Origin of the sequence: Streptomyces sp. Ag109_O5-1, from assembly GCF_003814875.1 — a bacterium.
In the GTDB taxonomy this organism is placed as follows: Bacteria; Actinomycetota; Actinomycetes; order Streptomycetales; family Streptomycetaceae; genus Streptomyces; species Streptomyces sasae.
Map to the genome: position 1 here is coordinate 8,377,715 of NZ_RKQF01000001.1, position 25,941 is coordinate 8,403,655.

The following is a 25,941-nucleotide window of genomic DNA, read 5'->3' on the forward strand; positions in this document are numbered from 1 at the left end:
TATGGAGGGGCGTCGCCGTCCTCGGCACTGTCGGCGGCGATCACCACCGCCCGGGTGATCCGGTGGTTGGTCCGGGGCCATGGCCTGGGGAGAACACTTCTGCCGCGACCTTGATGTGGCACGAGAACCTTGAAGGCGCGTCACGGTCAGGTGCGGTACTCCTGCCAGGTCCCGAGCAACTCGGTCTGGGCGAAGGGAGGCAGCCCGTCGCCGAACTTTCGGAGGCGTTCCCACGCGGCCTTCAGGGCCGCCAGGTCCGGGAAGCAGTCGGCGTAGACGGCGTAGTGCATGACGTCCTCGACGGTGAAGCAGTCGAGTCCGTAGCGGGCGGCCATGCGCTGTCCGTCTCGGTCGTCCATGCCGACATACACCGTGCGTCCACGCTGCGCGAGGTACGAGCCGTGGGCGACGACGACACACTCACCCAGGTGCTGCCGTTGTTCGTGAGCTCTTTCGAAATCGCTGTCGCGGATCTCGCTGAACCGGTCGATCAGGTCGGGGTCGCTGGATATGAGGGTCAGCTCGGGCAGGACAGTGATGTGGGCGCTGCGCTCGACCGCCGCCCAGCGCTTGCGCAGGCCGGGAAACTTGGGGTCCTTGCCCTTGACCTCCTCGCAGACCTCGTGGGGAACGTGGATCCGCCAGCCTGCGTGTCCAACGCTCTCAGGAGAACGTCGACCAGGTTCGCGCCGGCGAAGTGGACACAGACCACCGCGTCGAGGATGGAGACAGTGGGTTCGGGGTCGCTCTCGGACTCCCCGGATTCGTTCGCCCTCACGTTCACGCCTGTGGTGGCTCCTCGTCGTCGCGGTTCTGGAGCCGTCGGCGAGCGGCTGCCATGGACCGGGCATCGATCCGTCGGGCTTCAGGAGCAGCAGGGGGCCGGATACCGGCCCCTTCCAGCTGGGCTTCGGCGTCCTGAACGTCCATGCACAGCAGGCGAGCCAGCGGTTTCAGACCGATGGAGCCGGCCGCGTACGCCTGAACCGCGCGTTCGAGGATCCGGCGCGGCGGACTGATCTGCTGTGCGGCCTTGACCTCGGCTTCGTACTCCGGGCCCCATCCGAACCGCCAGGCGGCTTCCCGGTTGGTGGGCAGAGCGTTCTGGCATTCCGGGGGCAGACCAATGCCGAGTTTGGCGCACTGGATGCGGGCCACGGAGAGCGAGACGCGGTAATGCCGGGCGACCTGGGCGAGCCGCCGCAGCGGGTCGACGCTGCCGTCGCCCGCTGTGGGCGCGCAGGTCGTCGCGGTTCGCTGCCACTCCTGGCGCACTCCTTCCAGCGGGGCCAGGAAATGACGGGCGAACGCGTCGCACCGGATCTCCTGCGGCGAGCGGCCGCCCCGCAGGTGGTCGACGGCGACTCCGTCGTCGAGGACCACATGACCGAGCTCGTGCGCGTAGGAGAAACGCTGCCGTTCGGGTACGTCGCAGATGTTGACGAGCGCGACGGCCACCCCTCGGGCGGGGTCCTGGGCGGAGATGCCGCTGACGGTGCTCGGTATCGAGACCGCGCCGGCGTCCAGGTGGGTGGCGGTCTCAAGCAGCTCCGGAAGGTCCACGAGTGGTGCGATGCCCAGCCCCAGCCGTGTACGCAGAGCAGCCGCGGCTGTCCGCCCCTGTCCCTCCGCGTCGGTGACAGGGGCCGACCGGCCGGAATCGCGCGGCGGCGTGGGCGTGCGATGCGGGGCAGCTGATTCTGTCAGCCGGTCGTCGAGCGCCAGGAGATCGACGGCCATCCGTCTCGCCTCGTCCAGATCCTCCTGGGTGGCCTCCCGCGCCGTTCGCGGGGCGACCCGGACCCGGTCGGCGACCGGGTTCCCCTGGAGGAGATAGCGCAGGGGCACGTCCAGCGCTCGCGCGATCCGGTCCAGTTCCGTGACGCTCAGCGCTGCTCGGGCACCCTGCTCGATCCGGTGCAGCGTGGGCTGGCTGAGCCCGGCGTGTTCTGCCAGATCCCGCTGGTTCAGCCCCGCGCGTGCACGCTCCCGCTGGATGTGCCGGCCTACTTCTTCCAGCTCTTCCACCTGCATGAGGACCCCCGTGTGCCGTCTTGAATCAACTATTCTACCTTTGATTCAGCCGCGCTGCCAGCAGGAGAGGCGGGCGTGCCACGTCCTGGGGAGTGCTGCGTGCTGCACGGGAGCGTGTGTCGGCCGGCGCGATCAGGCTTCGGTGATCGGTGTCGTGAGCACGGCCCGGACGGTCTTGCCGCTGGGCGGGTGGGGGACGCAGTCCCAGTGGTCGGCGAGGGCGGTGACGAGGGTCAGGCCGCGCCCGCCCGTGCGGAACGCATCGGCTTCGGTGGAGCCCGTCACGATCTGTGGGTAGAGGTCTCCTCGGGCGTCGCTGACCTCCACGCGCAGGCGGCCGGCTGACGGGTCGAAGACGAGCGTCAGCCGAAAGCAGCGGCCCGGTACCCGGCCGTGGATGACGGCATTGGCGGCGAGCTCCGCGACCACGGCTTCGGCACGCTCCGTCAGGTCGGGCGGGGCGTCCCAGGAACGCAACTCGTTCACGCCGAGGAGCCGGGCGAGTCGCGCGCCGCGCCGCGTGGACGAGAGGAGCTGTGTGAACGTGCGTGCGGGAGCCTTGAGTTGCGGGGCTGGATGGTTCATGACGCCAGCGTGGTGGCCGGGAACGGGTGGACGCGACCCCGCTGTCCCGTACGCGGAGTTACCGTACGGGCACATGGGGTGGACGGTACGACCGGATTGCCATCACGCTGAGTGCGGGGCGACAGCCAAGGGGCTGGCGTTGCGCGGTTCGGCGAGAAAGGCGGCGCATGGACATCGACGAAGGGGACGCGAGCGGGGGCCTCGGCGTGCGGGTGGCGACGGCGGGGGACTGGGAGCGGGAGCCGCACCCGTCCGACAGCCTGCGCACGTTCGGCGCCGTTGTCCAGGCGTTGCGTGAACACGCGGGGCTGAGCCGAGCCGAACTCGCCGCTCAGGTCCAGTACTCCAAGCACACCGTGGAGTCCGTGGAGCTGGGGCGCCGGATGCCGGACGAGGCGTTCGTGGAGCGTGCCGAGGCGGCGCTTGGGAACACGGGTGCGCTGCGCAAGGCCGCGCGTCATCTGACCAGGGGTGAGGCGGGACTCGCGGCGTGGTTCCGGCGGTGGGCTCGGCTGGAGAGGGAGGCGGTGAGCCTGTGCACGTACGAGTGCCGGTTGGTGCCGGGGTTGTTGCAGTCGGAGGCGTATGCGCGGGCACTCTTCGAGAATCGGATCCCGCTGCTGACGGATGAGCAGTTGGAGGCGCAGGTCGAGGCGAGGATGGAGCGGCAGCGCATGCTGCACGAGCGTCCAACAGTTCCGTTCCACTTCATCGTTGAGGAAGCGGTCCTGCGGCGGAGGCTGGGCGGCGCCGAGGTGCGGCGCGAGCAACTGAACCACGTCCTGGAGCGCACGTTGCCTCGCAATGTGACGTTGCAGATCATGCCGCTGGAAGCCGAGTACCACTCGTGCATGGATGGGCCTCTGCGCCTACTGGAGACCCCGGAAGGGCGTCGACTCGCATACTCGGAGGGCCAGGAAAGCGGGCGGCTGATTGGCGATGCGAAAGAGGTGAGAGTTCTCCAGCAGCGCTATGACACACTGCGGTCGCAGGCCCTGCACCCCAAAGATTCCCGGGCCTTGCTGGAGCGACTGCGAGGAGAGGCATGAGCACGACGGAACTCGCCTGGTTCAAGTCAAGCTATAGCGGTAGCTCGGGCGACGACTGCGTGGAGGTAGCGATCGCAGAACGGGCCGTTCACGTAAGGGACTCGAAGGACGTGAGCCGCCCGGCCTTCGCGGTCGGCCGTGAGGGCTGGCGGTCGTTCGTGCAGTTCGTGGACCACGCCTGAGCGGGGCGCTGGAAGTGACGGTGGCGCTCTGATCGGGCGCCACCGCAGCGCTTACGTGACGTCGGGCTGGGGATCCTCGTACTCGTCGTCGGTCGCCAGTGCGGCGGGGAGCGGCAGTCCGTACTTCTCGCAGAGAAAGCGGGTCTGGCAGTACCGCTGGGCGTCGGCGGCCACCCTGCCGAGGACTGCGGCATTCATGCCCGCACCGACGAGAATCCCGACGAACGGCACGACCTTGGCGACGTTCTGCACCGGCACCCTGGAGCCGGCCGGGCCGAGCTGCTGCATCAACTTCTCCAGGGCGGCCACGAGGCGATGGTCCTGGCGGAGCTTCTGCGACCAGTTGACGCGTCCCTTGAGTGCGTGCGCCGCCCGGGCTGTGTCACGCAACGGCTCGGCCTTCGCCGCCTGCGCCATGAAGGACCGGCGTACCAGGCGCTGGATGAAGACCTGCTCTTCGGGGTCCTTGGCGTCGTAGCCGTACGAGTACGCGATGCGCGAGGCGATCGACGTGCTCAGTACCTGGACGACGAGGATGTCCGCCGTCATCGCGGCGGGGATACCGGCGACGGGGACCAACGCCAGCACGCCCATGGCGCCGCCTTCCAAGGCGCCTGCGGTGCGCCACTTGAGGGTGTTGCGGGTCAATAGGCGGTCGCAGAACTTGAGCTCCTGCTTCCGTAGTTCGGTGAAGCTTTCGAGATCGAGACCCTGCTTGCGGGCGATCTTCTCGACGTTTTTCGGGTCGTTGAGCTCCCTGGCTGACTCATTGACCAGGTCAAGCAACGCCGCAGCGCCCGCGAGCGCCGGTCGCAGGGCCTTGTCGGCGACCGCGTCGCCCGCGCGCCGCATCGGTTCCGAGACCGCGTCCGGGACGGCGTCGGCGACCCGTCTTGTGGCCTTTCCTGCTGCCTCGCCGGTGCGAGTGAGCGCGGTGCTGGCCCAGTTGGGCAGGCCGCGGCGGTTGTTGCGGCGCTGCCAGTGGTCGTTGAGCTTGGCCCACACCTGTTTGTCGTACTCGCTCATCGCGGGTATTGCGCCGGGGAGTCGGTCGGCGTCTGTGCTCACTGGGGTTCTCCGTTTCGACGGTGGTCCCTGGGTGCCGTGGTGTGGACCTGCTGCGTGCTCGAACCGGTCAGGGTCAGGTGGTGTGCCGGGGGCTGTGGCCCGGGGGTGAGGCGAGGGGGGAGCGGTAGGTGCCGGACTCACCCTCGGTGAGCGGGGTTTCCAGGGTCAGGCCGGAGGCAGCCATGCGGTCGTACTCGGTGAGGACGAGACGCTTGGTCCGGTACTCGCCGAACGCGGAGATCTCGTTGTTCTTCAGGCCACCCGAGGCTGTCTGGAAGGATTCCAGGACGTAGTCGGTGTCCTCACGATTGATTCCGTAGAGGTGGAAGAAGTAGGCGTCCAGCTCGGCACGCAGTTGGGCGCGGCGGTCGTCGTCCCACTGGAACGGTTCTCCCTCGTCGCCCAGGTCGCGGGCGAGCGGGGTCATGTCGTAGGCGGTGTAGACGAGTTCTAGGACGCGGGGGAGGAGGAAGGGGAGATGGGGTTCGAAAGTGGTGGGGGTGGGGACGGGTAGCTGCTTCCAGATGAACAGCTTCATGTGGGCGTCGCTGATCTTCTGGCGACTCACGAAGTCGAAGACCAGGGAGGACTGGGTGGCGATGAGGGCGGCGACCAACGGGGGTGCAACACGGGGGAACATCAGGGGGTAGGTGTGACCGACGGCCGTGCGCGGGAGGAAGGCAGGGATGGCGGTGCGCTCGTTGGTCGAGGCGGTGACGTCGCACCAGCCGCAGAGCCAGTCACGGTCCCAGTGCTCTTCGGTGAGGCGCAGCTCGATGCCCTTGACCTCAACGTCCCGGTTGTTGCGTCGCGTGGCGATCTTCCCGTCCCGCTGGATCCAGTTGAGCGGTAGGGCCAGGCGCGCGGGATCCCGCAGCTCGTCGGTGGGCAGGTACTTGGGCTGGTTCTGTCGGTTGACGGCGGTCAAGCTCTTCACTACATCCGCGGCACGGTGGTTGAAGAAGTCCACCATCTTCGCCTCGTACAGCGGCAGCATTCGCTCCTCACCCCGCTCGAAGATGTTGCCCCGCAACTCCCACCCCTCGTCCTCAAGCCGCTCGCGGCTGCGGAAGAGGTCCGAGTCGTCGGCCATGTCGAAGAGGCGTTTGAAGGCCATGCTCCACGGGTTGCCGTTCCGTCGCTTTTCGTTCCACAGGACCGGCAGACGTCGGTACACATCAGCCGTGATGTCCGCGTCGCGCTGTGTGCGGAACACCGGGAGAGTGCCCGTGTTCGGGTTGATCCGAGCCAGGTCATCCGGGTCCAGCGCGAACACCCGGTTAGGGTCCTCCAGGTCCGTGATCTCGGACAGGAAGAAGCCGATGCGGCTGGCCTCCGCGCGTGCGGCCCGGCCGGTGAGGGAGATCAGGCAGAACTTGTAGCGGGAGTCCACGCTCTCGAACCATTTACCACCCTGCGGCAGCGCGGGCGACTTCGGGCGCCGGTTCTCGAAGTCGTACAGGGACGCCAGAACCCCCCGCTGTGTGAAGTCCGCGAACAGGTACTGCGACCCCGCCCCCGTCGCGACAGCGGTCGGCAGGATGAGACCGAACCGCCCCTCAGGTGCGACCACGTTCACCATCCGCTCGGCGAACAACGTGTCCGTCTGAAGGGAGTTGACGCCCTTGACCGTCAAGCCCTTGGCGCACAACGGGAACACCTCGGCGTCCCCCGCGAAGTGAAACGCCCCCTTGACCGCCCGCCGCGCCTCCCGATATCGCTGCCCGGCCTCCGGGTTCTCCCGCTCCCACTCCACGATCCGCGTACGCCGAGCCGTTCCCGAGATCTCCGCGATCTCCGGCGCGACCACGCTGAAGTACTTCTTGTCCTCGAAGTCGACCTTGTCCCACGGCGGATTCCCCACCACACAGGAGAACCCCCCAGCCCACCCCGTCTCCGGATCGACGGAACCCGCTCCCGCCGGTACCTCCCCGTCCTCCGGAACCGCAAAAACCTCCGGGAACTCCAAGTGCCAGTGGAAGAAAGCATATTGATCCCGCAATCGCACGATCTCATCGTGGGTCGACTGCGGCGCCGCGTCCCCCTCGGGATCCTCCAGCCCCCGGAACACCTTGTGCGTGATGGCCGGCGGTGCCTCCTCGCTCTTGACCCAGACGAACGCCGCACACCACGCGTCCGCGAGATGCAGAGCCTGCAGATATTCGGCAGAGTTCGCCCAGTCCCGGTAGTCGGCCTCCTTACGACGGATGTCCTTCAGCTCACCAGCCGGAGCCGCCGTGATCCGCCGCAGCCTCCGCGCGAACGAACCGTTGGCGACCTTCGTCTCCGTCTCGACCTCGAACAGGCCGCCCTGGCCCTCGCGTTCGTGGGCGTTACGGGAGAGGAGCTGCCGTGCCCACCCCTCGTCGTCACCCTCGGCCTTTTTGAACGCCTTGTCCGGGATCCCGTCCCGCATCAGCGCGGGCGTGGCCCCGATCAGGCCGTTGCCGTGCTTGATGTGCACGTCGAGGAAGCCGAGCGGCCGGCCGGGCTCCATCGCCTCCAGCCACAGGGACACCTTGGCCAGCTCGACGGCCATGGGGTTGAGGTCCACGCCGTACACACAGCGCGCCACGACCTCGTGCAGAGCGTGCCGCACGGCCCCCTCTGTGGGCTCCGGGTTGCGCTCACGCACCGCCGCCACTCGCTTGGCGATCCGCCGGGCCGCCGCCACCAGGAAGTGTCCCGACCCGCACGCCGGGTCGCACACCGTGAGGGACAGCAGCTCCTCGACGATCGTGTCGGCCGGGTCGGGCCGCCCCTCGGCGCTCGCCCGCTGCTCGCCGCGCTTGACGGCGTCGTCGATCACGGGGTTCAGCGTGGAGTCGAGCAGGGTCTCGGTGAGCGGGGTCGGCGTGTAGTAACTACCGGTCTTCTTACGGTCGTTGCCGATCCGGTCGACCAGTTCGAAGCTACGGTCGGCCGCGCTGTGCTTCGGCACCAGCTCCAGCAGCGCCTCGTACACGGACCCGAGTTCCTCGGCACCCATGCGCAGGTAGTCCACCGGGCGCCAGCGCGCGGAACCGGCGTCCCGCACGCGGGCCAGGTGCTTGACGGCCTCGAAGAGGTGGCGGTTGGCGAGCCGTACGCCACGCAGGGGCGCGTCCGCCGGGGTGTCGTTGAAGAGGCCGCCGAGACCCTTCAGGCCCAGCTCGGGACGGCCCTGCTCGGAGCCGAGCGCCTCGATGAGCAGCTCCAGGGCGCGGTACTGGTCATCGTGGGCCGTGCCAAGCCGCCGTAGCGCATGACGGCGCAGACGAGCCGTGGAGAAGTAGCGGGTGAAGCGGTCGCGGGCCTGTTCGTCGGCGTTGGGATCGAGCAGGGCTCCCCTGTCCTCGGCCACGAAGAGGAAGATCATGCGGTAGACGAGCCGGAGCAGCGCTGTCTGGAATGCGTGGACGTCCAGGCGATCGCGGAGCTCGTTGTTCTGCGGGTGGCTCAGGAAACCGGTGCCGAGGACGGTGAGGGCCGACTGGACGCCGTCGCGGAAGTGGTCCAACGCCCGGCTGCCGGACTCTATGGCGACCGTCCGCCACTTCTCCAGCCAGCACCCCGAAGCCGCCGCCCCCTCCGCCACCGCAAACCGCGAAGCGTGCAGCACGCAGTACAGCAGCACGAACTCGCTGAACAGCTCCCCGTCGAAGATCGCCTCCAGGTCGAACTCGACGTAGGCAGCCGTCGCGAAGGACGACGAGTCGCGCAGCAGCCGCAGGCGGCGGCCGTTGGTGAGGACCGCCCACAGGTGAGCCTCGGTGCGGTTGAGGCAGTCCTGGAGCATCGACTGTGCTGGGACTTGTCCAGCCGCCGGGCGCTTGTCCAACTCCTGGTTCCACGGGATCAGGTGGACGAGGGCCGGACCGTGGCGGTGCGAGACCGGGAACCGCTTCTCCGGATCCGAGTCGGCCGGGATGCCCGCCGCGCCGACCTCCGTCAGCGCCCCGAAGTCCAGCTTGCGGAAGAGCTGGGCGAGCCAGTCGGTGCCGGCCCGGCCCGTGGGGTCGGCGGCGGGCGCACCCGTCGTGGGGTCGGAGGGCAGGGCGGCGCGCAGCTCGCGCCAGAGGGGCTTGAGGTACTCCCAGGCACGCTCGGCCTCGTCGCGTACGGGCACCGAGGCGGGCAGGCCGTAGTCGGCGGGCTTGGTGCCCGGGAGGTTACGCGCCTCGGCGATGCGCAGCAGCATGTCGGCGGGGAGCAGGCCGCCGACCGTGGCGACGGCGGTGAAGGCCAGGGAGGTGCGGGTGGCGGCGGACATCAGGCTTCGGCTCCGGGCGAGAGAGAGACGGGCTGCTGGGGGAGGTAGACGTACACGCCCAGCACGTCGGCGGGCTCCTGCGGGACGACCTTCAGGCCGCGGACGATCTCCTCGTTGGCCTTGCGGACCCGGCGGTGGGAGGCGTCGAGTTCGGCGGCGAGGCTGGTGCCGTACTCGGTGAGATACCCCGCGATATCCGGCAGGCCGTCCAGCGTGCGGGTGATGTGGTTGGTGGCCGACTGCTCGTGGGTGTTGGCGGTGGCGCGGGCCGCGAGGAGGGCGGTGGCCGCTTCGTCGTCCAGCCAGCGGGCGCGGGACGGCCTGCCCTCGTAGGCGAGGAGGCGGGCGTCCTCGGCGACGATCTGTCGCTCGCCGGTGCGCGAGGGCAGGGTGAGGTGGAAGCGGTAGCGGACCAGGAGGAGTGTGGTGGTCGTGGTGACCGCGTCCGTCGTCACTACGCCGCAGCGGCGGGCCGGGCGGGGGCCCAGGGCGTTCACGTCGAGCGCCGAGTCCAGGACGTAGGAGGCGATGGCACCGATTGCAGGGTCGGTGCGGACCAAGGCCGCCTCGCCGCGGGCGATCGCCGGGGTGGTGCGGAAGGGGATCGCGCGGTCCTCTTCCACCAGCCGGTTGCCGAGCGTGGCGGCGAGCGCGTCGCGCAGGCCGGCCGGGGTGCCGCCGACCTGGGCGGTGAAGTCGCCGGTGCCATCGTGCGGGTCGCGGACCAGGGCCTCCAGGTCGCGCAGCGCCTCCAGGGCGAAGCCGCGGACCTCGTCGGCGCCGCCGAGCGCTGCTCGTACGGCGGTGACCTCGCGGGCCACCTCCTCGGGGTGGATGGCTCGCTGGGCGTACTTCGAGCGGGAGGTTGTCTCCCGTTCGGCGGCGGAGTTCCACTCGCGCTCGATGCGCTCGAACGACTCCTGGTGGGTGTCCATCTCGAACAGGCTCTCCTGGCTGCCCTGCCGGCCGTGCAGCAGCAGCCACTCCACGACGGCGTCGGTGACGCCGGAGGCGGTCTCGTCGGGGACGGAGACGGAGATGCCCAGGTCCTTCTTGATCTGCCGGTGTTTGGCGAAGAGCACCTCCAGGACCTTGCCGTCGATGCCGTTGTCCTCGCCGAACATGGTGATGACACGGACCTGGTCGCGCTTCTGGCCGTAACGGTCGACGCGGCCCTCGCGCTGGTCGTGGCGGGTCGGGTTCCATGCCAGGTCGTAGTGGACGACGGCGTCGAAGTGGTGCTGGAGGTTGACGCCCTCGGAGAGGCAGTCGGTGGCGATCAGCACGCGGCGGACGGCTGGGTCGTCGGCGGCCTCCTCGGCCGCCTCGGCGGCGAGCTGCTCGATCCGCTCCAGGCGCTGCTGCGGGGAGAGGGTGCCGGTCACGGCGGCGATCTTCGTCTTCTTGCCCAGCTTGCCGTCGAGTTCCTCGGCGAGGTATTCGGCGGTGGGGATGTAACGGCAGAAGACGATCGGGTGGTAGCCGTCGGCGATCAGGTTCTTCAGGTGCCGGGTGAGAGCCTTGAGCTTGGCGTCCTCGGTCGGGCCGACCAACTGCTGGGCGCGCTCGGCGAGTTCGAGAAGGCGTGCGCCCGCGTTCTCCGACTCGGCGGCGCCCGGTGCGACGTCCATGCCCTCCAGCCGGTCGTTCTCGGCGGAGTCGGCGGCTACCGGGGCGCCCAGCACGTCCGCCTCGTGCGCGGTGCGGGCGGTGGCGGACTCGGAGCGGGTCTTCAGGGTCTGCGCGGCGGCGGCCGGCGAGGAGACCATCGAGCGGAGCAGTGCGATCACCGACCACCAGGCGATACGGGCCTCCCGCTTGCCCTGCTCCCCGGCCGCCTGGACTCGGTCACGGGCGTAGGCGATGGCGTCGTCGAGCAGCGCCCGGTAGGCCGGGGTCAGCTTGTACGGCTCGTCCTTCGTCCAGCGGTCGGTCGGGAACGCGGTCCGCTCGACCAGGGAGTCGTCGGCGAGGCCGTCCTCCTTGGTGAGGTAGTCACGGACGTCGGCGCGCTTGCGGGCCACGAAGTGCTCGGCGAGCTTCGCGCGTCCCGCAGGGGTCTCCAGGTTCAGGGTCGCCAGTTCGGGCCGGACCAGGCCGAGGAGGTTGCGGAACGCGGACTCCTTACCGGAGTGCGGGGTCGCGGTCAGCAGTAGCAGGTGGCGGTCGGCGTCGGCGGAGACCCTACGCAGCAGCTCGTAGCGGAGCTGGTTGGAAGCGGACGAGGCGGCACCCTGCGCGGGGTCGTCTGCGGCCACGCAGGTGTGGGCTTCGTCGACGATCACCAGGTCGGGGCAGTGACGTACGAAGTCCTCGCGGTGGCGGGTCGACTTGATGAAGTCCGTCGAAATGATCGTGAACGGGTGCTTGTCGAACAGGGACTGGCCCAGCTCCAGGCCGCGCTCCAGGCGTGACACCGTGGAGGCCAGGACGAGTTCGGCGTCGATGCCGAACTTTTCCCGCAGTTCGCCCTGCCACTGCTCGGCCAGTGCCGGGGAGCACAGCACGGCCAGCCTTGTCGCCTCGCCCTGCGCGAGCAGCTCCTTGGCGATCAGGCCCGCCTCGACCGTCTTGCCGATGCCGACGTCGTCCGAGATCAGGAGTCGTACGGTGCGCTGGCGCAACGCCATCAGCAGCGGGACGAGCTGGTAGGCCCGGGGTTCCACGGCGATGGACGCCAGGGAGCGGAACGGGCCCGCGCCCGACCGGAACCCGATGCGCAGTGCCGTGCGCAGCAGGCCTGCGGCGCGCTGGTCGCCCAGGTCGGCCGGGCTCGGCGCCGCGAACTCGGCCGGACGCACGTCCTCGAACGCGGGGAAGACGGCCGCGATGTCGTCCTCGCTCCCGCCCAGCGGGCGCAGCACCAGCATGTCGGCGGCGCTCTCCGGCAGCACCACCCATTCCCGGCCGCGGGCGGCGACCAGCGAACCGGCTGTGTACGTGAGGCTCATGAGATGTCTCGGTTCCTAGAGGTCGGCGGGGAGGTCGGGAGTGGGCGAGCGGTCAACGGAGGTGGAAATAGCCGCGGTTGTTGTCCGCGATGGCGTCCCAGTCCGCATCCGTCGGGAAGCGCACGACGTCCCAACCGCGGTCCTCCAGGCGATAGCCGGCCTCGACGTCACGCGTGGAGTCGGCCGGGTGACCGGGGACGTCGACGAACACCGCGAGGTTGGCGCCGTCCAGGTGGAAGGCGAGGTCGGGGCACGCCCCCGCCTCCGGGACAAGGGTGCTGACCTCGTCGGGCAGCCGGTAGCCCTTCGTCCGCAGCCAGCCGAGCAGGTCGCCCTGCGCGACGAGGGCCGCCAGATCCGCCTCCACCGGCGTGGGCGTCGGCGTCGGTGTCTGTGTCGGTGAGGTGGTCCCGGACGCGGACGTGGCACCGCCGCTCGCCGAGGGGGCGAGCCTGCGGAACTGTTCGCTGCGGGACTCGCCGCGGTCCTCCCGCTCGGTACGCGCGTGGGCCAGCCGCGCCAGCAGCGGGCGGGCGGCGTGGCGGCTCAGCTGGCGGTGGTGTGTCTGGTTGGCGTAGGTCAGCAGGCAGGCGTAGCAGCCGCGGGCGCACTCCTCACCGTCCGCAGGGCCGCCCTCGTCCTCGCCGGTCTCCGGGTCGAAGTGGCAGATGTCCAAGGCGGTCCGGGCGGCCTCGGCGAGGGCGTCCGCGTCGTGCTGGATGCGGCGCAGCACACCCGCGCCGCCCTCCGCGGCCTCCGTGAACAGCATGCGGCGGCGCGGGCCGTCGTCCGGCGGCAGCAGCTCCGCCGTCAGTTCGGAGTCCTCCAGCTCGAACGCCGCCTCGATGCCCCGCTCCAGCGCGTACAGGAACGACAGGGCGACCGGCTCGGGCTGCGGCTCGTCCAGGGTGACGACGAGGATGTTGCGGCGGTCCTCCACGTACGGCAGGACCCGCTTCTTGCGGCGCTTCTCGTTGCCGTCCTCGTCGACCACCGGCATGCCGGTGCCCTCGATGGCGTCCGCGGCGGCCCGGTCGTTGAGCCAGCGGCCGTCGCCCAAGTCCAGCCAGTAGCCGTCCAGCTCGCCCTTGTCGCGGACCCGGCCCAGGTTGGTGATCCGTACGGTCGCCGAGTCGCCGTAGTCCAGGTCGAGGACGGGCGCGCCCTCGGAGTCGGCGACATGCGAGGTGAGGCGGCCCTTGCGGGCACCGTGGTCCTGGAACGCGTACGAGGTCTCCAGACGGAAACCGGCTCGGCGGCGCTCCTCCTCGTCCGAGGAGATCCGCTCCCGCGGCGTGGTGTACACGGTGTGCAGATGGAGCAGGCCGGTGCGCTTGCCCCGCAGCGTCTCACCGCACATCACGCAGATGTCGGAGCCGACCTTGACCTCGTAGTGATAGCCGCAGCCGTCGCACCGCCGAGCCTCCGCCGTCGCCAGATCGCCGGAGGCGTCCGGCGGCAGCTGGACCCGGGTGACCTGGTAGCGGGCGCCCTCGTGGTAGATCAGCGCGCCCGGGCCGAACTCTCGGATCGCCAGGAAGCGGGGGCGCTGCAGGTAGTCGCCGTCGGCGTTGCGGCGGTTGCCGGAGCGCGGGATGTACGCGGCCAGCGGCAGGCGCGGGAAACTGTAGCCGGGCAGGAACCCCTCGGACGCCAGATAGCGGTACGGATTGAAGTCGCTCATCACCGACTTGCTGTCGACCGAGCGGTTGAGCAGCAGGTTCGTCTGGGTTTCGGCCTCCCGGCGGCGGCTGCGCGCCCGGCCCTGCTCACCCGGGGAGAGCGTGTGGTCGACGACGCGCTTGTTCTGCTCGTACTGGTCGATCACGGCCGCCCGGAACAGCTGGCGCCACCGGTCGAAGGACGCGTCGAACTCCTTCGGGGCCCGCTCGATCCGGTCCTCGATCCACTCGTCGTACCACCAGGTCGTCGCCTCGAAGTCGGTGATCAGCGGCGCGAGGACGGTACGGGCGGTTTCGACGGCGCGGCTGCGGGCGTCCTCGGCCAGGGAGAGATCGCGGATGTGGGGGAGGAGCGGCAGCGGCATCTGCGGGTCGGGACGGTCGTCGCCGTCGGGGTCGTAGGCGACGTCGACGACGTCCGGGACCGCGATGCCGAGCTTCATGCCGGTCTCCGCCAGCCAGATGCCCTGCAGGTGGGAGCGGACCAGATCCTCGTTGGCGAGGTCCAGGCGCGGCGGGGCCACCTGCCCCGACACCATGTCCTGGGATTTGCGGAAGTAGTACTGGTCGTGGCTGTTGCCCGTCGCACAGTAGGTGGTGACCAGCGCCGGCTGGCCGGAGCGGCCCGCCCGGCCCGAGCGCTGCGCGTAGTTCGCCGGGGTCGGTGGCACATTGCGCATCATCACGGCGTTGAGCGAGGAGATGTCCACGCCCAGTTCCATCGTCGGCGAGCAGTACAGCAGGGGCAGTTCGGCGTCGCGGAACAGCTGCTCGCGCTCCAGCCGGTCCTCCGGGGTGACCTGCGCGGTGTGTTCGCGCGCGTACAGGCCTGCCAGCTCGGTCGCCGCGGTCCGGTACAGGTCGCGGAAGAACGGGTTGACGCGCGGGCCCTCGCCGCTGCTGTAGGTGCGTGCCAGCGGGTCGACCGCGCCCCGCTCGCCGTTCCCGGCCCGCCAGATCAGCGCGGCGGCCGACACCCGGTATCCGGTGCGTCGCTGGGCCGCGCGGCGCCGGTAGGCCGGGCCGGACTGCTCGGGGGTCGCGTCCACCTCGCGCACCAGGTCCGCGTCCCGCAGCACCTTCAGCAGGTCCTCGATGACGCTCTGGACGTCGTCCAGGGAACCGGTGGGCGGGCGCAGTTCGGGCATGTTCCGCTGGAGGTACTTGCCGAACTTGCCGCGGGCGGACAGGAACAGCGCGGTGCGTTCCATGCCCGGTCGTGAGCCGTACGGGTAGGCGGTGCCGACGGCCGGACGGTCGCTCTCGCCCAGCACCCACGGCCCGGTGAGACGCTCCTCGCTGGCCCGCTGCAGGGTGTCGAAGTCGTCGCGGAAGTACTGCACGTCGATGGCGAGGGCACGTCGCATGAAGTCGAGCAGCGTGCGGGCGATCTCCTCGCGCAGCGCGGGGTCGGCGTCGCGCAGGACGGCGTGGGCGGACTGCCAGCGTTCGGGGTTGGCGGCGAGCCAGCCCAGGTCCTCGTAGTCGATCCGCAGCAGGCCGGTCTGCTCCAGGTTCGGCATCGTGATGCGCCAGCCGCGTTCCAGGTCGCGGTAGAGGCGGTATCCGACGACGTCCCGGAATGCCTTGGTGGCCCGTCGCTCCATCGACGGGGCCAGGTCGGTGCCCGCCGCGTACTCGCGGGGCGTCAGGCCCATCACCTCGGTGACGGCCTCGGCGAGGTCGTCGTGGCGCAGCCCCTCCTCGCCCGACCGGACCGCGGCCTGGTGGAGGGCGCCGCGCAACTGGGTCACCTGGGCGAAGTCGTTGAAGTGCCCGGCCTGCAGCGAGGCGTCCTGCCGGTTGTCGACGAAGGTGAGGAGCTTGCGCGCCTCCTTGCCCAGGCTCTCCTCGGGCACCGCGCGCAGGGACTTCACGATCGACGCGGAGATCAGTGAGGTCGCCGACGAGCGGCCCTCCTGGTCCAGGGTGGCCAGCTTGGCGAAGTCCCGGCCGCGGGTCTGCTCGTAGGAGACCTGGCAGTGCACGCAGAACAGGAACGGAGCCGGGACGAACGCTGCCACCAGCCCCTCACCGGACTCGTTGCCGTGCGCGTCCACGACGACACGCTTGGGCACCCGCGGCTTGTAGGATTTCTTGACGACCGTCACGCCCTGCGCGTCCGGCTCCAGCCATGACTCCGGGAGCCGTCTGTCGTCCACGGCCTTCTGCGGGTCGGCGGGCCACTCGTAGTCCTCCCCGGGCATGCCCAGGTACAGGTAGCCTTCGCCCTCTCGGCCGCCGGAGGCGGAGGTGTCGCGACGCGGTTCGTACCGGAACGCGCCGCCGTCCTCGGTGCGCCAGACGGTGAGGTACTCCTGGCCGCACTCACGGCAGAACGCCAGCGGGAACAGCGGCTTGCCGTCGCTGCCCGGCTGCTCCAGCTGGTAGGTGCGGGTGAGCGGCCGGGTGAGCGGATCCTCCAGCGTCGTGTAGACGGTGTCGCCCTTGGAGAGGAACTGGTGCAGTCGGAACGCGAACAGCGGCCGCTCCGTCACCGGATGCTTGGCCTGCGCACCTGCTTCCAGGGTCGTGCGGATCGCCTCGCGCACGCTCTCCTCGGCCACTCCCGACCGGGCGGCCAGCTCGGCCGCCGCCGCCTCGACGGTGCCCGGGGCGCAGCGGCGCAGCCGCCCCGTACCCTCCTCGTGCTCCAGCCCGAAGCGGGACTCCACCCAGCGGGCCAGCGTGTCCTTCGTGAGCGCCTCGTACGAGCGGGGCGCCGCCGGCACCCGCAGCCGTTCGGCGGGCACGGTCTCGGGCGGCTCGTCGGTCGCCCGGACCAGGGTCTCGCCGATGACCCGCTTGGGCAGCACCGTCGTACCGAACAGCCGGCCGGCGACCCTGGCCACCTCGCGCTGCTGGTCCTCCCAGGAGCCCTCGGTGGACATGGTCGCCGAGGTGCCGATGCACTGCAGGGTCGCGGAGGCCCGGCAGGCCTCACGCACCCGGCGGATCAGGAACGCCACGTCCGCGCCCTGCCGGCCACGGTAGGTGTGCAGTTCGTCGAAGACGAGGAACTGCAGCCCGTCGGCCATGCGGATCAGGCTGGACCGGTCGTCCGGCCGGGTCAGCATCAGCTCCAGCATCACGTAGTTGGTCAGCAGGATGTCCGGAGGGTTCCTGCGCAGCTCACGGCGGTCCTCGTCGGACTCCTGGCCGGTGTAGCGGGCGAAGGTGACCGGCTCACGGCCCTTCCCGAAACCGTTGCGCAGGTACTTCTTCAGCTCCTCCACCTGGGAGTTGGCCAGCGCGTTCATCGGGTAGACGATGATCGCGCGTACCCGGCCGCCCGCGCTCGCCCCCGCCGCCTGGCGTTCCTTCAGCACCTGGTTGACGATCGGGACGATGTAGGACAGCGACTTGCCGGAACCGGTGCCGGTGGTGAGGACGTAGGAGTCGCCCGCTTGTGCGGCCTCGATCGCCTGCCGTTGGTGGAGGTGGAAGGTCAGCGGTCTTCCGTCGGGGCGGGGGGAGGTCTCCTTCTTGCCGGCCTGGAAGATCTCCGCGCACTTGGGGTGCAGCGCGCCGTCGCGCACGAGGTCCGTGACCTGGCCGCCGTCCGCGAAGAACGGGTTCAGCGACAGCCAGGGATCGGGCCACTGCGACTTCGCCGCCAGGTCGTCCTCTACGAAGCCGGCGATCCGGGCGTCCCGGATCACCGTCGCGCTCTTGGTGAAGCTCTCGTACTCGGTGATCAGGTCGCTGTGTATGCCGAAGACGTCCATCGTCTCGGGTAGGCGCGGCTCCCTGCGCGGTACGGGTACCGGCGCGGCTGGGGCGGACTCGGGAAGCAGCGCGCGCAGTCGTGCCACCGGGTCCATCACCTGCCAGTGCGGGGCCAGCAGGGCAGCCGTGTCGTCCGGAGCGAGGGCGAGCGGGACCAGCACCTCACGGACCTGGGCGGCGTTCTCGGGCCGCAGCTCGGCGTCCTTCTCCAACAGGCGGTCCACCAGCCGGACCAGCTCCGTGGGCAGGTCGGGACGGACCAGGGTCAACTTCGGGGGGCGTTCGTGCTGGTGCTGCTCGGAGAGCTCAAAAGGGGTCCTGGCGGAGAAGGGCGGCCGCCCTATCAGAAGCTCGTACAGGATGCAGCCGAGCGCGTAGAGGTCGGCCGCGGCGGAGACCCGCTCGGCACGGAACTGCTCGGGGGCCATGTAGCGGGCCGTGCCGACACTGACGCCCGTACTGGTCAGCCGCGTCTGGTCGGGATCGTCGACGACCGAACCCATGCCGAAGTCGAGAACCTTGACGGTGCCGTCGCGGGTCAGCATCACGTTGGCCGGCTTCAGATCGCGGTGGACGACCCCGGCGGTGTGCGCGGCCGCCAGCCCGGCGGCGATCTGGGCGCCTGTGGCGGCGACCCAGGAGACCGGGAGCTGGGGCTCCTCGTCGATTAGGTCCGCGAGCGGATTTCCGTCCAGGAGCTCCATGGCCAGGTAGGGCAGGCCGCTGCCGCCCGCTGCCTGGTCCACACCGCCGTCGATCAGCAGGGTGAGGTTCGGGTGGCCCTGGGAGAGCATGCGCATGATCCGCACCTCACGGCGGAAGCGGTCGATCTCCTTGCCGGATCCCGAGGCGTCGACCGCGATTCCGGTCCGGCCGCGCAGCACGGTCTTGACCGCGACCTCGCGGTGCCGGGAGTCGGGGGCGGCCTGAAGGTCTTCGGCGCGGTGTACCTCGCCCATGTTCCCGCGTCCCAGGATCCCCGTGATCCGGAACCGTCCGTCCACGGTTTCCAGGCTCATTTGCCCCACCCCGTCCTCACCCGCTGCGTACAAGGCGCTACGTCCCGCGAGGAGCGTATACCTTCACCGATTGACGAGGATCGTACAATCCGTTGACGCTGTCAACGGAACGACTGAAGGTCTGGCGCGTGACAGTCTAAATGCGGGGTTCCTGTGGAGACAGGGGTGGTTATTCTCATTCCGTGGAGTAGTCAACGCTTCACGCATTGGTGTGCTGACCGTAGAATTCCGCACCCAGGGGGGATCAGCGGGACTTGTGCGGCCACCAGGACAGTAGGGACGTCTGTGGCCGCGCTGTGCGTTGGCGGCGGAGGGGACTGTCGTCGGCGCCGATGCTCCGCTGGCCCGGAAGCGACAACAACAGGGGCCGGCGTGACGAACGCGCGTGACTTCGGGGGCAGCCAGGAACTCGACCGCCTCAAGGCGATGCTTGAGAGCTGGCGAGCCTCACTGGTGGACCTGAGCGGCCGTAACCGGCTGCTCAACTTTCGCCACACCAAGTCGGCGACACTTGAGATCTCGACCCCGTCCGCACAGGAGCTCGTCGAAGGCCTGGCCCGTGGCTGGGACTTCGCGCCGCTCCCGGACGAGGAACCGGAGGCAGGTGAGGGTGACCGGTCTGGTGAGGTGGTCCTGGCGAAGAGGGGCGACCGCACCGACGGAATCGTCACCCAGAAGACCACCGCGCCTTCCCTTCTGCGCGCGTTGAACAGCCTGCGCGCCAAAGCGACGCAGGTCTTCAACGACTACGGCCTGTGGACCCTCAATCTCGGCGTCGGCATGCTCCGTTGGCGTGAGGACGGCGCCGAGACGAGCAGCGATGCCCCGCTGGTCCTGATGCCGGTGGTCGTGGAGCGTGCGCGCAACGGCCGGATCCGCCTCAGGGCGAGCGACGACGAGGAACCCCGTCTCAACCCGGCCTTGAAGGTGAAGCTGGAGCAGTTGCACATCGACTGGATGCCCGTCGGTGAACAGGACCCTTCGGACCTGCAGGCAGTGCTCTCCGCTGCGGCTCGCGCGGTGGCGGGCAAGGCCGGATGGCAGATCTCCGACCGGGTGGTGCTCGCGCTCTTCGCCTCCCACAAGGAGTCGATGTACCAGGACCTGGTGGACAACGAGGATCGCGTCCTCGGTAGTGACCTCGTACGGGCGATGGCTCTCGGCCCGGACTCCGGACTCGCTCCCGACCGTTTCGACTTCGAGGAGATCGAGCTCGACCGGATCGACGAACTGAGCCCGCCCGAGGACAGTCCGCTGGTACTCGACGCCGATGCCTCGCAGCGGCAGGCCGTCGCCGCCGCCGTGGCCGGACAGTCCTTCGTCCTGGACGGGCCGCCCGGCACCGGCAAGAGCCAGACCATCACGAACATGATCGCCGGTCTGATGCATGCGGGCCGGAGTGTGCTGTTCGTCAGTGAGAAGGCGGCGGCCCTCGATGTCGTCCTCGACCGGCTGAAGTCGGTCGGACTCGACTCGTACGCGCTGGCCCTCCACAGCCACAACACCAGCCGCAAAGCGGTGGCCCAGGAACTGGGCCGTGCTCTCGCGGAGGAGCCGCGCGCACCGCAACTGTCACCGCAGACCCTGGCCCAGGCCAGGGAACTGCGCCTCGCGCTCAGCGACTACGCCGAAGCGATGAACGAGGTCCGCGACCCGCTGGGACGGACCCTGCACGACGTACTCGGCCGGGTCGGCCAACTGTCCGAGGCGCCGGTGGCCTATCTGATCCGTGGTGACGACATGCCCACGGGCGCGGAGGCGGGGACAGGAGCGACCTTCAGCGCTGGGACGCTCAGTGACGAGGACCTGCGCCTGATCGTCGAGGCGACCAGAGCCATCTCCCAGGCATGGGAGGCGGTCGCCGATCCGTCCTTCCCCTGGCGTGACCTGCGAGCCGGCCTGCCGCATCCGCGTCCGGTGCTGGAGCAGGCGCAGGCGGCGCGGGACGCGCTCACGACGGCGGTCGAACGGTACCGGGATCTCGCGCCCGGGGGTGTGCCCGTCACGGACCAGAGCGGAATCGACCGGCTGGTCGCGCTCGTGCGGCTGCTCGACGTGCGGAGTTCCGTGCCGGAAGCGTGGCTCACCACGGATGCCTTCGCCGACGAGGTGGACGACCGGGTCGACGCGTTCCTGGCGGAACTGCGCAAGGTGCAGCGTACGAGCAGTGCCGTCCGCGCGGCGGTGGGCGAGCGTTGGCAGGAACTGTCCACCAGACTGACGGCTGAGCCGGGGGAAGCCGAGAAGGCGCTCTCGGCGATGACGCCGCGCGGCCTCGACCTCGCCGGACTCACGGAGGAGCGGGCGCGACAACTCGCCGGGGAGTTCGACGCGACCGCGGGTGTGCTGGAGCGGACTCGGCAGGGCCTCACCGGTGTCAGCCACCTCACCGGGCTCACGAATCCCGGCAGCGCCAAGGAAGCCCGTGATCTGTGTGACGTGATCGCCGTGGGCGGCACCGAACACCGCCCGCTGGAGCAGTGGCTGGTCCCTGAAGGCGACGTGCGGGCGGAGGAGGCGGCGGTCGGGGCGACCGCCGACGCACTGAGAGACTTCTTCGCACGACGCGACCAGGTGCTCTCTGCCCAGGCTCTCGCGGCGGCCCACGCGGGCCCGGGGTGGGCCGAACTGCCTCGTGAAGTGAGCGCCGAGCGACCGGCCAACGAGCGGGCCCTCGCCGCACTGGAACCTCCCGGTATCGCTATCGCCCCGTTGACCCGCTGCGAGGCAGCGGAGCTGGCCGAGCGGTTCGACAAGCTCGCCGGCACTCTTGAGACGGCCGCCGAGCATGCCGACGCGGTGGCCGAAGGCCTCGGGTGCGACCGGCCGAAGGCGACGTCCGAGGCGGAGGACCTGGCCACCCTGGTGGAGTTGGCCACGGTCTCGGACCGCACGCTCGAAGCGTGGCTCGATCCCCGGGCACTTCCCGGTGTTCAGGCAGCTGTCGCGGAGATCTCCGCGGCCGCCGACGACCTGGCCGCCGCGGAAGGGGCGGCGCGCGACACCTTCCTGCCCGACGTCCTCTCCACGCCCGAACTGCCCGAAACGGTCCACCGGCTGATGGAGGGCCGCCAGGGACTCGCCGGCATGCTGTCCAGCGGCATCCGCGCCGACCGGAAGCTCGTGGCCCGGCTGACGCACGGCGGCTCGTGGCGCGGCGAACTGTACGACAAGCTGCCACTCGCCGACGCCTGGTACGCCGCTCACCGAAAGCTGCGGTCGCTGGCCACGACCCACGCCGAGCTGCTCGGCCGCCATCGGGGCACCGCGCTGCCGGACGTCCCGGCACTGCGCAAGGCACTCGCACATGCCGAGGCGATCCACGCACTCGTGCCGGAGACCGTCGCCGACCCCTACCGCCGGAACCTGCTCGCCACTCACCTGGCCGACGGCCGAGAACCGCGCCCCGCACTCGTCGATCAGGGAGCGGCGCTGCGCGACGATCTCGCCAAATGGCGAAGGAATCTGGACGACCCGTCGCTCGCACCACACGCTGCCGACCTCACCAAGCAGCGGCTCGACGACGTCGCCCGCTGGCTGCGCGCCCACCTTGCCCCCTTGCAGCAGGCCGTCGCGCTGCTGGACACCGTGGTGGCGGTCGGTCAGCGGGGCGACGGCTCCGGCTCCGACCACACGCTCGCCTCCGCGCGCACGGCGGTCACGGCCGCGCACGCGGCACAGCGGGAGACCGACGCGTTCGCCGCTCGAGCCGTGACCGACCGCAGCCTTCTCGGCCCCTGGTACCGGGGCCTCGACACGCAGGCGGACGACCTGCGCGACACCGCGCCCAACGGCGTGACGGGCTACGAGCCCATGGGGCGGCTCCTGCGCCGAGGCCTTGACCTGACGCAACAGCAACCAGGCCCCTACGCCACGGAACAACAACGCGCGTTGCTGGGCCGCTACGCCCCCGAAGGACGCCCTCGTACCGCGGAGTTGACAGCAGCCCTGGACTCCGCTCGGCTCATCGGCCGTGTGGCACCCGACACGCTCGCGGATCCAGCGCGCCGCACCAGCCTCGCCCATGTACTAGCCGACGCCTGGCCCGCACCGCGCGAATTTCTCGCGCAGGCCGACCAGATCAGCCGTGACCTCGGCCTGTGGCAGGAGTACATCGGGCAGTCCCACCTCGCGGCGGTCGGCACAGCACTCGCCGCCTGCCCCCTCGAACGGGCGGCGGGCTGGCTCCGCGCGCATGTGGAGCCCTGCGAGGACGCGGCCGACCTCATCCGCTCCACCGCCCGCGTCATGGACGAGGAGACGGGCCTCACCCTGTCACAGGCCAGGGAAGCGGTGTCCTCCGTGGTCTCCGGCCGCGCCGCCGAATCCTCCTTCGCGGCGAACGACGCCACGTACCGAAGCCTTCTCGGGTCCCTCTACCAGGGCACCGAGACACACCGCGATGCGATCCTGGACGCCCTGGACTGGGCCCAGAAGATCCGTCGAACCGCACATGGCGGCCACTCCGCGCCCCTGTCGCAGCCGGCGGCCCGGCTGATGTCCGCCGCGCCCGCCGATCCGTCCGTGGCGGCCTGCGCCGACGACTGGAACCGTCAACGTGAGGCGCTCGCCGGGTACTTCGAGCCCGAGCGGGCCGAGGAGCTGCGCCGCGAACTCGCCGAATCCCTCTCCACGGCCGAGTCCGTCCTGACGCGCCTGGACCGCGACCCCTTCGGCCCAGAGGCGTGGACCAGCTGCACCGACGCACTGACCTTGCTGCGCCGCTACCACCTCGACGGACTGCCCGACCAACTCGCACGCCGCGAGGTTTCCGCCGAGGACTTCCCCGCCGCCATGGAACGTGCGGTGCTCACCGCATGGGTCGAGTATCAACTCGCCACCGACCAGCGGCTGAAGTCGATGCGGGCCGTGGAACGTGACCAGTTGGTGGAGCGTTTCCAGAGGGTGGACCGGGATCTGGTTGCCGCGGCACACGCCGAGGTCATCGCGGCGTGCAACTCCCGCCGCCCTCGCCGGACAACGGTCGGCCAGGCCGCCGTGCTCCGCCGCGAGTCCGAGAAACAGCGTCGCCACATGCCCGTACGGCAGCTGCTGCAGCAGACTCGCGACGTCGTACGGCTTATCAAGCCCTGTCTCATGATGAGTCCGCTGACGGTCAGTCAGTTCCTGCCGCAGGATTTCGAGTTCGATGTCGTCGTCTTCGACGAGGCGTCCCAGGTGCTGCCCCAGGACGCGGTGAACTCCGTCTACCGCGGCAAGGCCCTCATCGTGGCGGGCGACCAGAAGCAGCTCCCGCCGACCTCCTTCTTCACCGCGGCCGGCGTCGGTGACGACGGCGACGAATGGGACGAGGACGCCACCGACAGCTTCGAGTCCATCCTCGACATGTGCAAGGCCAGCGGAGTCCTGCGCGGGCTGCCCCTGCGCTGGCACTACCGCAGCCGGCACGAGAACCTGATCGCCTTCAGCAACCACGACTTCTACGACAATGCCATGGTCACGTTCCCGGGCGCGCTGGAACAGGGCCCCGACATCGGAGTGGAGTTCATCAAGGCGGACGGCGTCTACGACCGCGGCGGGAGCAGCGACAACCCGCTTGAGGCCGCGAAGGTGGCCCAGCGCGTCATCCACCACTTCGACACCCGCCCCGAGCACACCCTCGGCGTGGTCGCGCTGTCCAAGGCGCAGGCGGAGGCGATCGAGGAGGCGGTGCAGAAGGCCAGGGCGGCCCGCCCGGACCTCGACCACCACTTCACGGAAGGCCGCCTCGACGGGTTCTTCGTCAAGAACCTCGAAACCGTCCAGGGCGACGAGCGCGACGTCATCATCCTCTCCATCGGCTACGGTCCCGACCACCGGGGCAAGCTGCTGTCGACCTTCGGACCCATCAACAGAGAGGGCGGCTGGCGACGCCTCAACGTGGCCGTGACCCGCGCCCGGCGCCGCATGGAGGTCATCGCCTCCTTCCACGGCGGCGATCTGTCGGACAGTGCCAACAAGAGCGTGCAGCACCTCAAGCGGTACCTGGAGTACGCCCAGCATGGTCCAGCGATCCTCCAGACGGAGGCCGCTGCTCCGGACGCCGCTCCGGAGAGCCCCTTCGAAGAGGAGGTCATCGACGTCCTGCGCGGCTGGGGGTATGAGGTCCAGCCGCAGGTGGGGGTCGCCGGTTTCCGCATCGACATGGCGGTACGACACCCGGGCGCGCCCGGCACGTATGCGCTGGGCATCGAGTGCGACGGGGCCATGTACCACTCCTCGCGGGCGGCGCGGGACCGTGACCGGCTGAGGGAGGCGGTCCTTCGGGACCTGGGATGGAGGCTGCACCGGATCTGGGGAACGGACTGGTACCGGAACCGCCGGGATGCGATGGCACGGCTGCGGGCCGCGGTGGAGGCGGCGTGCGCGGAGGATCCGCATGCGGTGCGCGTGGCGCCACCCACAGGGGTGGCGGGTAGCCGCGGCGACCTCGGCAACGGCGGTAGCACGGCACAGATCGTGGACGGCCCCCTGGGCGCGGAGGGCGGGGAGCCTGTGGAAGCCGCGGGTGGTCCGGCGGTTCCGCGAGTGGAGTTCGTGACGGTCGACGTCGGCCCGGCGCCTTGGAGCCGTCCCTACCAGGAGGTCGACCTTGACCTGTTGACAGAGGTGCGTGACAGGTCGAGCAGCCGGCGAGGCATGTGGGGTGTGGAGTTGCAGGACCCCGATGCCCTCGACGTGGTGGCCGACGTGGCCCTGTGTGTGGTCGAGACGGAAGGGCCCGTCGAGAAGGAGGTGATCTACACCCGGATCCGTCTCGCGTGGGGCCTCGGACGAGCCGGCCAGGTGGTCCGCGACCGCATCGACCGAGCTCTTCGCCGCCTGCTCAAGCAGGGAAAGCTCGTCCATGTCGGCACGGCCTACGACAGGCCCGGCCACGAGACCGAGTTCGCCCGCACACCGACGGAACGGTGCGCCCGACGAGTGGCGGAGGTTCCCGTGGCGGAGCGGCAGCTCGTCCTCAGAAACGTGGTCGAGGAAGGACCGGGTGTGCACCGCGAGGATCTGCTGCGGGAAACCGCTCGCTTCTTCGGATGGGCTCGGCTCGGCGCCGATATCCGGGACGCGCTCACGGGCGACGTCGACGAGTTGATCGCCGTAGGAGACTTGACCGAGTCGGAGGGCGGCCTGATGCCCGCTGAGGGATCTTGATCGGCTCGGCCAGCGAACGGAAGAGGACCCTTTCCGGGCTGGGCGTGGTCCGGCCCGAGCCCGGCGCCTCCACCGTCGCGCCCTGGGGCGCGGACTCGCGCTGTACCGCCCTCAGGGTCGGCTACCACAGCGGATCCTCCCTCGCAGAGTTCACCATCCCGGTGCTCGCGATCCTGCCGTTCGGGGCGAAACCGCCCAGAGGTCAGCGGGAGTTGGGAGGGGACCGGCGGCCAGTCCG

The 25,941-nt window shown here is 70.0% G+C and carries 10 protein-coding genes; 3 read left to right on the forward strand and 7 right to left on the reverse strand.

Translation table 11 applies throughout. The annotated features are described in order from the left end of the window. Positions 1-146 precede the first annotated feature (146 nt). The 3 genes from EDD90_RS38140 to EDD90_RS38150 all read right to left on the reverse strand — a co-directional run bounded on the left by EDD90_RS38140 (position 147) and on the right by EDD90_RS38150 (position 2,619). Positions 147-359, reverse strand: coding sequence for a hypothetical protein (locus EDD90_RS38140; RefSeq protein WP_123977626.1), 213 nt, complete (start codon positions 357-359; stop codon positions 147-149). Positions 360-780: 421 nt separating this feature from the next. Next, positions 781-2,034 (reverse strand): helix-turn-helix domain-containing protein, encoded by a 1,254-nt coding sequence (locus tag EDD90_RS38145; protein ID WP_123977628.1) that lies wholly within the window; start codon positions 2,032-2,034, stop codon positions 781-783. 132 nt (positions 2,035-2,166) lie between these two features. Next, positions 2,167-2,619, reverse strand: a complete 453-nt coding sequence (locus EDD90_RS38150; protein ID WP_123977630.1) for an ATP-binding protein — start codon at positions 2,617-2,619, stop codon at positions 2,167-2,169. 167 nt (positions 2,620-2,786) lie between these two features. Here EDD90_RS38150 and EDD90_RS38155 point away from each other — a divergent pair, with 167 nt between their 5' ends. After that, positions 2,787-3,668, forward strand: a complete 882-nt coding sequence (locus EDD90_RS38155) for a helix-turn-helix transcriptional regulator (RefSeq protein ID WP_123977631.1) — start codon at positions 2,787-2,789, stop codon at positions 3,666-3,668. Then, complete coding sequence (locus tag EDD90_RS38160; RefSeq protein ID WP_123977633.1) at positions 3,665-3,850, forward strand: DUF397 domain-containing protein; 186 nt, start codon at positions 3,665-3,667, stop codon at positions 3,848-3,850. Before EDD90_RS38155 ends, EDD90_RS38160 begins: the two co-directional genes overlap by 4 nt. Before the next feature lie 51 nt (positions 3,851-3,901). Here the strand turns inward: EDD90_RS38160 and EDD90_RS38165 are convergent, their stop codons facing one another. The 4 genes from EDD90_RS38165 to EDD90_RS38180 form a co-directional block, all read right to left on the reverse strand. Beyond that, a complete protein-coding gene (locus EDD90_RS38165; RefSeq protein WP_260328398.1) occupies positions 3,902-4,918 on the reverse strand; it encodes an EcsC family protein in 1,017 nt (338 codons plus the stop codon). Between the two features lie 73 nt (positions 4,919-4,991). Then, positions 4,992-9,170 (reverse strand): Eco57I restriction-modification methylase domain-containing protein, encoded by a 4,179-nt coding sequence (locus tag EDD90_RS38170; RefSeq protein ID WP_123977635.1) that lies wholly within the window; start codon positions 9,168-9,170, stop codon positions 4,992-4,994. After that, positions 9,170-12,121 carry a DEAD/DEAH box helicase gene (locus EDD90_RS38175; protein WP_123977637.1) on the reverse strand — a complete coding sequence of 984 codons (2,952 nt, stop codon included), beginning with the start codon at positions 12,119-12,121 and terminating at the stop codon, positions 9,170-9,172. The genes EDD90_RS38170 and EDD90_RS38175 overlap by 1 nt, the downstream gene beginning before the upstream one ends. A gap of 52 nt (positions 12,122-12,173) precedes the next feature. After that, the gene (locus tag EDD90_RS38180; protein WP_123977639.1) at positions 12,174-18,551 is read right to left on the reverse strand and encodes a protein kinase domain-containing protein; all 6,378 of its coding nucleotides are present in this window, start codon (positions 18,549-18,551) and stop codon (positions 12,174-12,176) included. A gap of 372 nt (positions 18,552-18,923) precedes the next feature. On the opposite strand from EDD90_RS38180, the gene EDD90_RS38185 reads away from it, so the two are divergent. Further along, positions 18,924-25,703 carry a DUF3320 domain-containing protein gene (locus EDD90_RS38185; protein ID WP_260328399.1) on the forward strand — a complete coding sequence of 2,260 codons (6,780 nt, stop codon included), beginning with the start codon at positions 18,924-18,926 and terminating at the stop codon, positions 25,701-25,703. Positions 25,704-25,941 lie beyond the last annotated feature (238 nt).

Coding starts and splice junctions, on each gene's coding strand:
- EDD90_RS38140 (WP_123977626.1), bottom strand. CDS start 359: ATGGACGACCGAGACGGACAGCGCATGGCCGCCCGCTACGGACTCGAC.
- EDD90_RS38145 (WP_123977628.1), bottom strand. CDS start 2,034: ATGCAGGTGGAAGAGCTGGAAGAAGTAGGCCGGCACATCCAGCGGGAG.
- EDD90_RS38150 (WP_123977630.1), bottom strand. CDS start 2,619: ATGAACCATCCAGCCCCGCAACTCAAGGCTCCCGCACGCACGTTCACA.
- EDD90_RS38155 (WP_123977631.1), top strand. CDS start 2,787: ATGGACATCGACGAAGGGGACGCGAGCGGGGGCCTCGGCGTGCGGGTG.
- EDD90_RS38160 (WP_123977633.1), top strand. CDS start 3,665: ATGAGCACGACGGAACTCGCCTGGTTCAAGTCAAGCTATAGCGGTAGC.
- EDD90_RS38170 (WP_123977635.1), bottom strand. CDS start 9,170: ATGTCCGCCGCCACCCGCACCTCCCTGGCCTTCACCGCCGTCGCCACG.
- EDD90_RS38175 (WP_123977637.1), bottom strand. CDS start 12,121: ATGAGCCTCACGTACACAGCCGGTTCGCTGGTCGCCGCCCGCGGCCGG.
- EDD90_RS38180 (WP_123977639.1), bottom strand. CDS start 18,551: ATGAGCCTGGAAACCGTGGACGGACGGTTCCGGATCACGGGGATCCTG.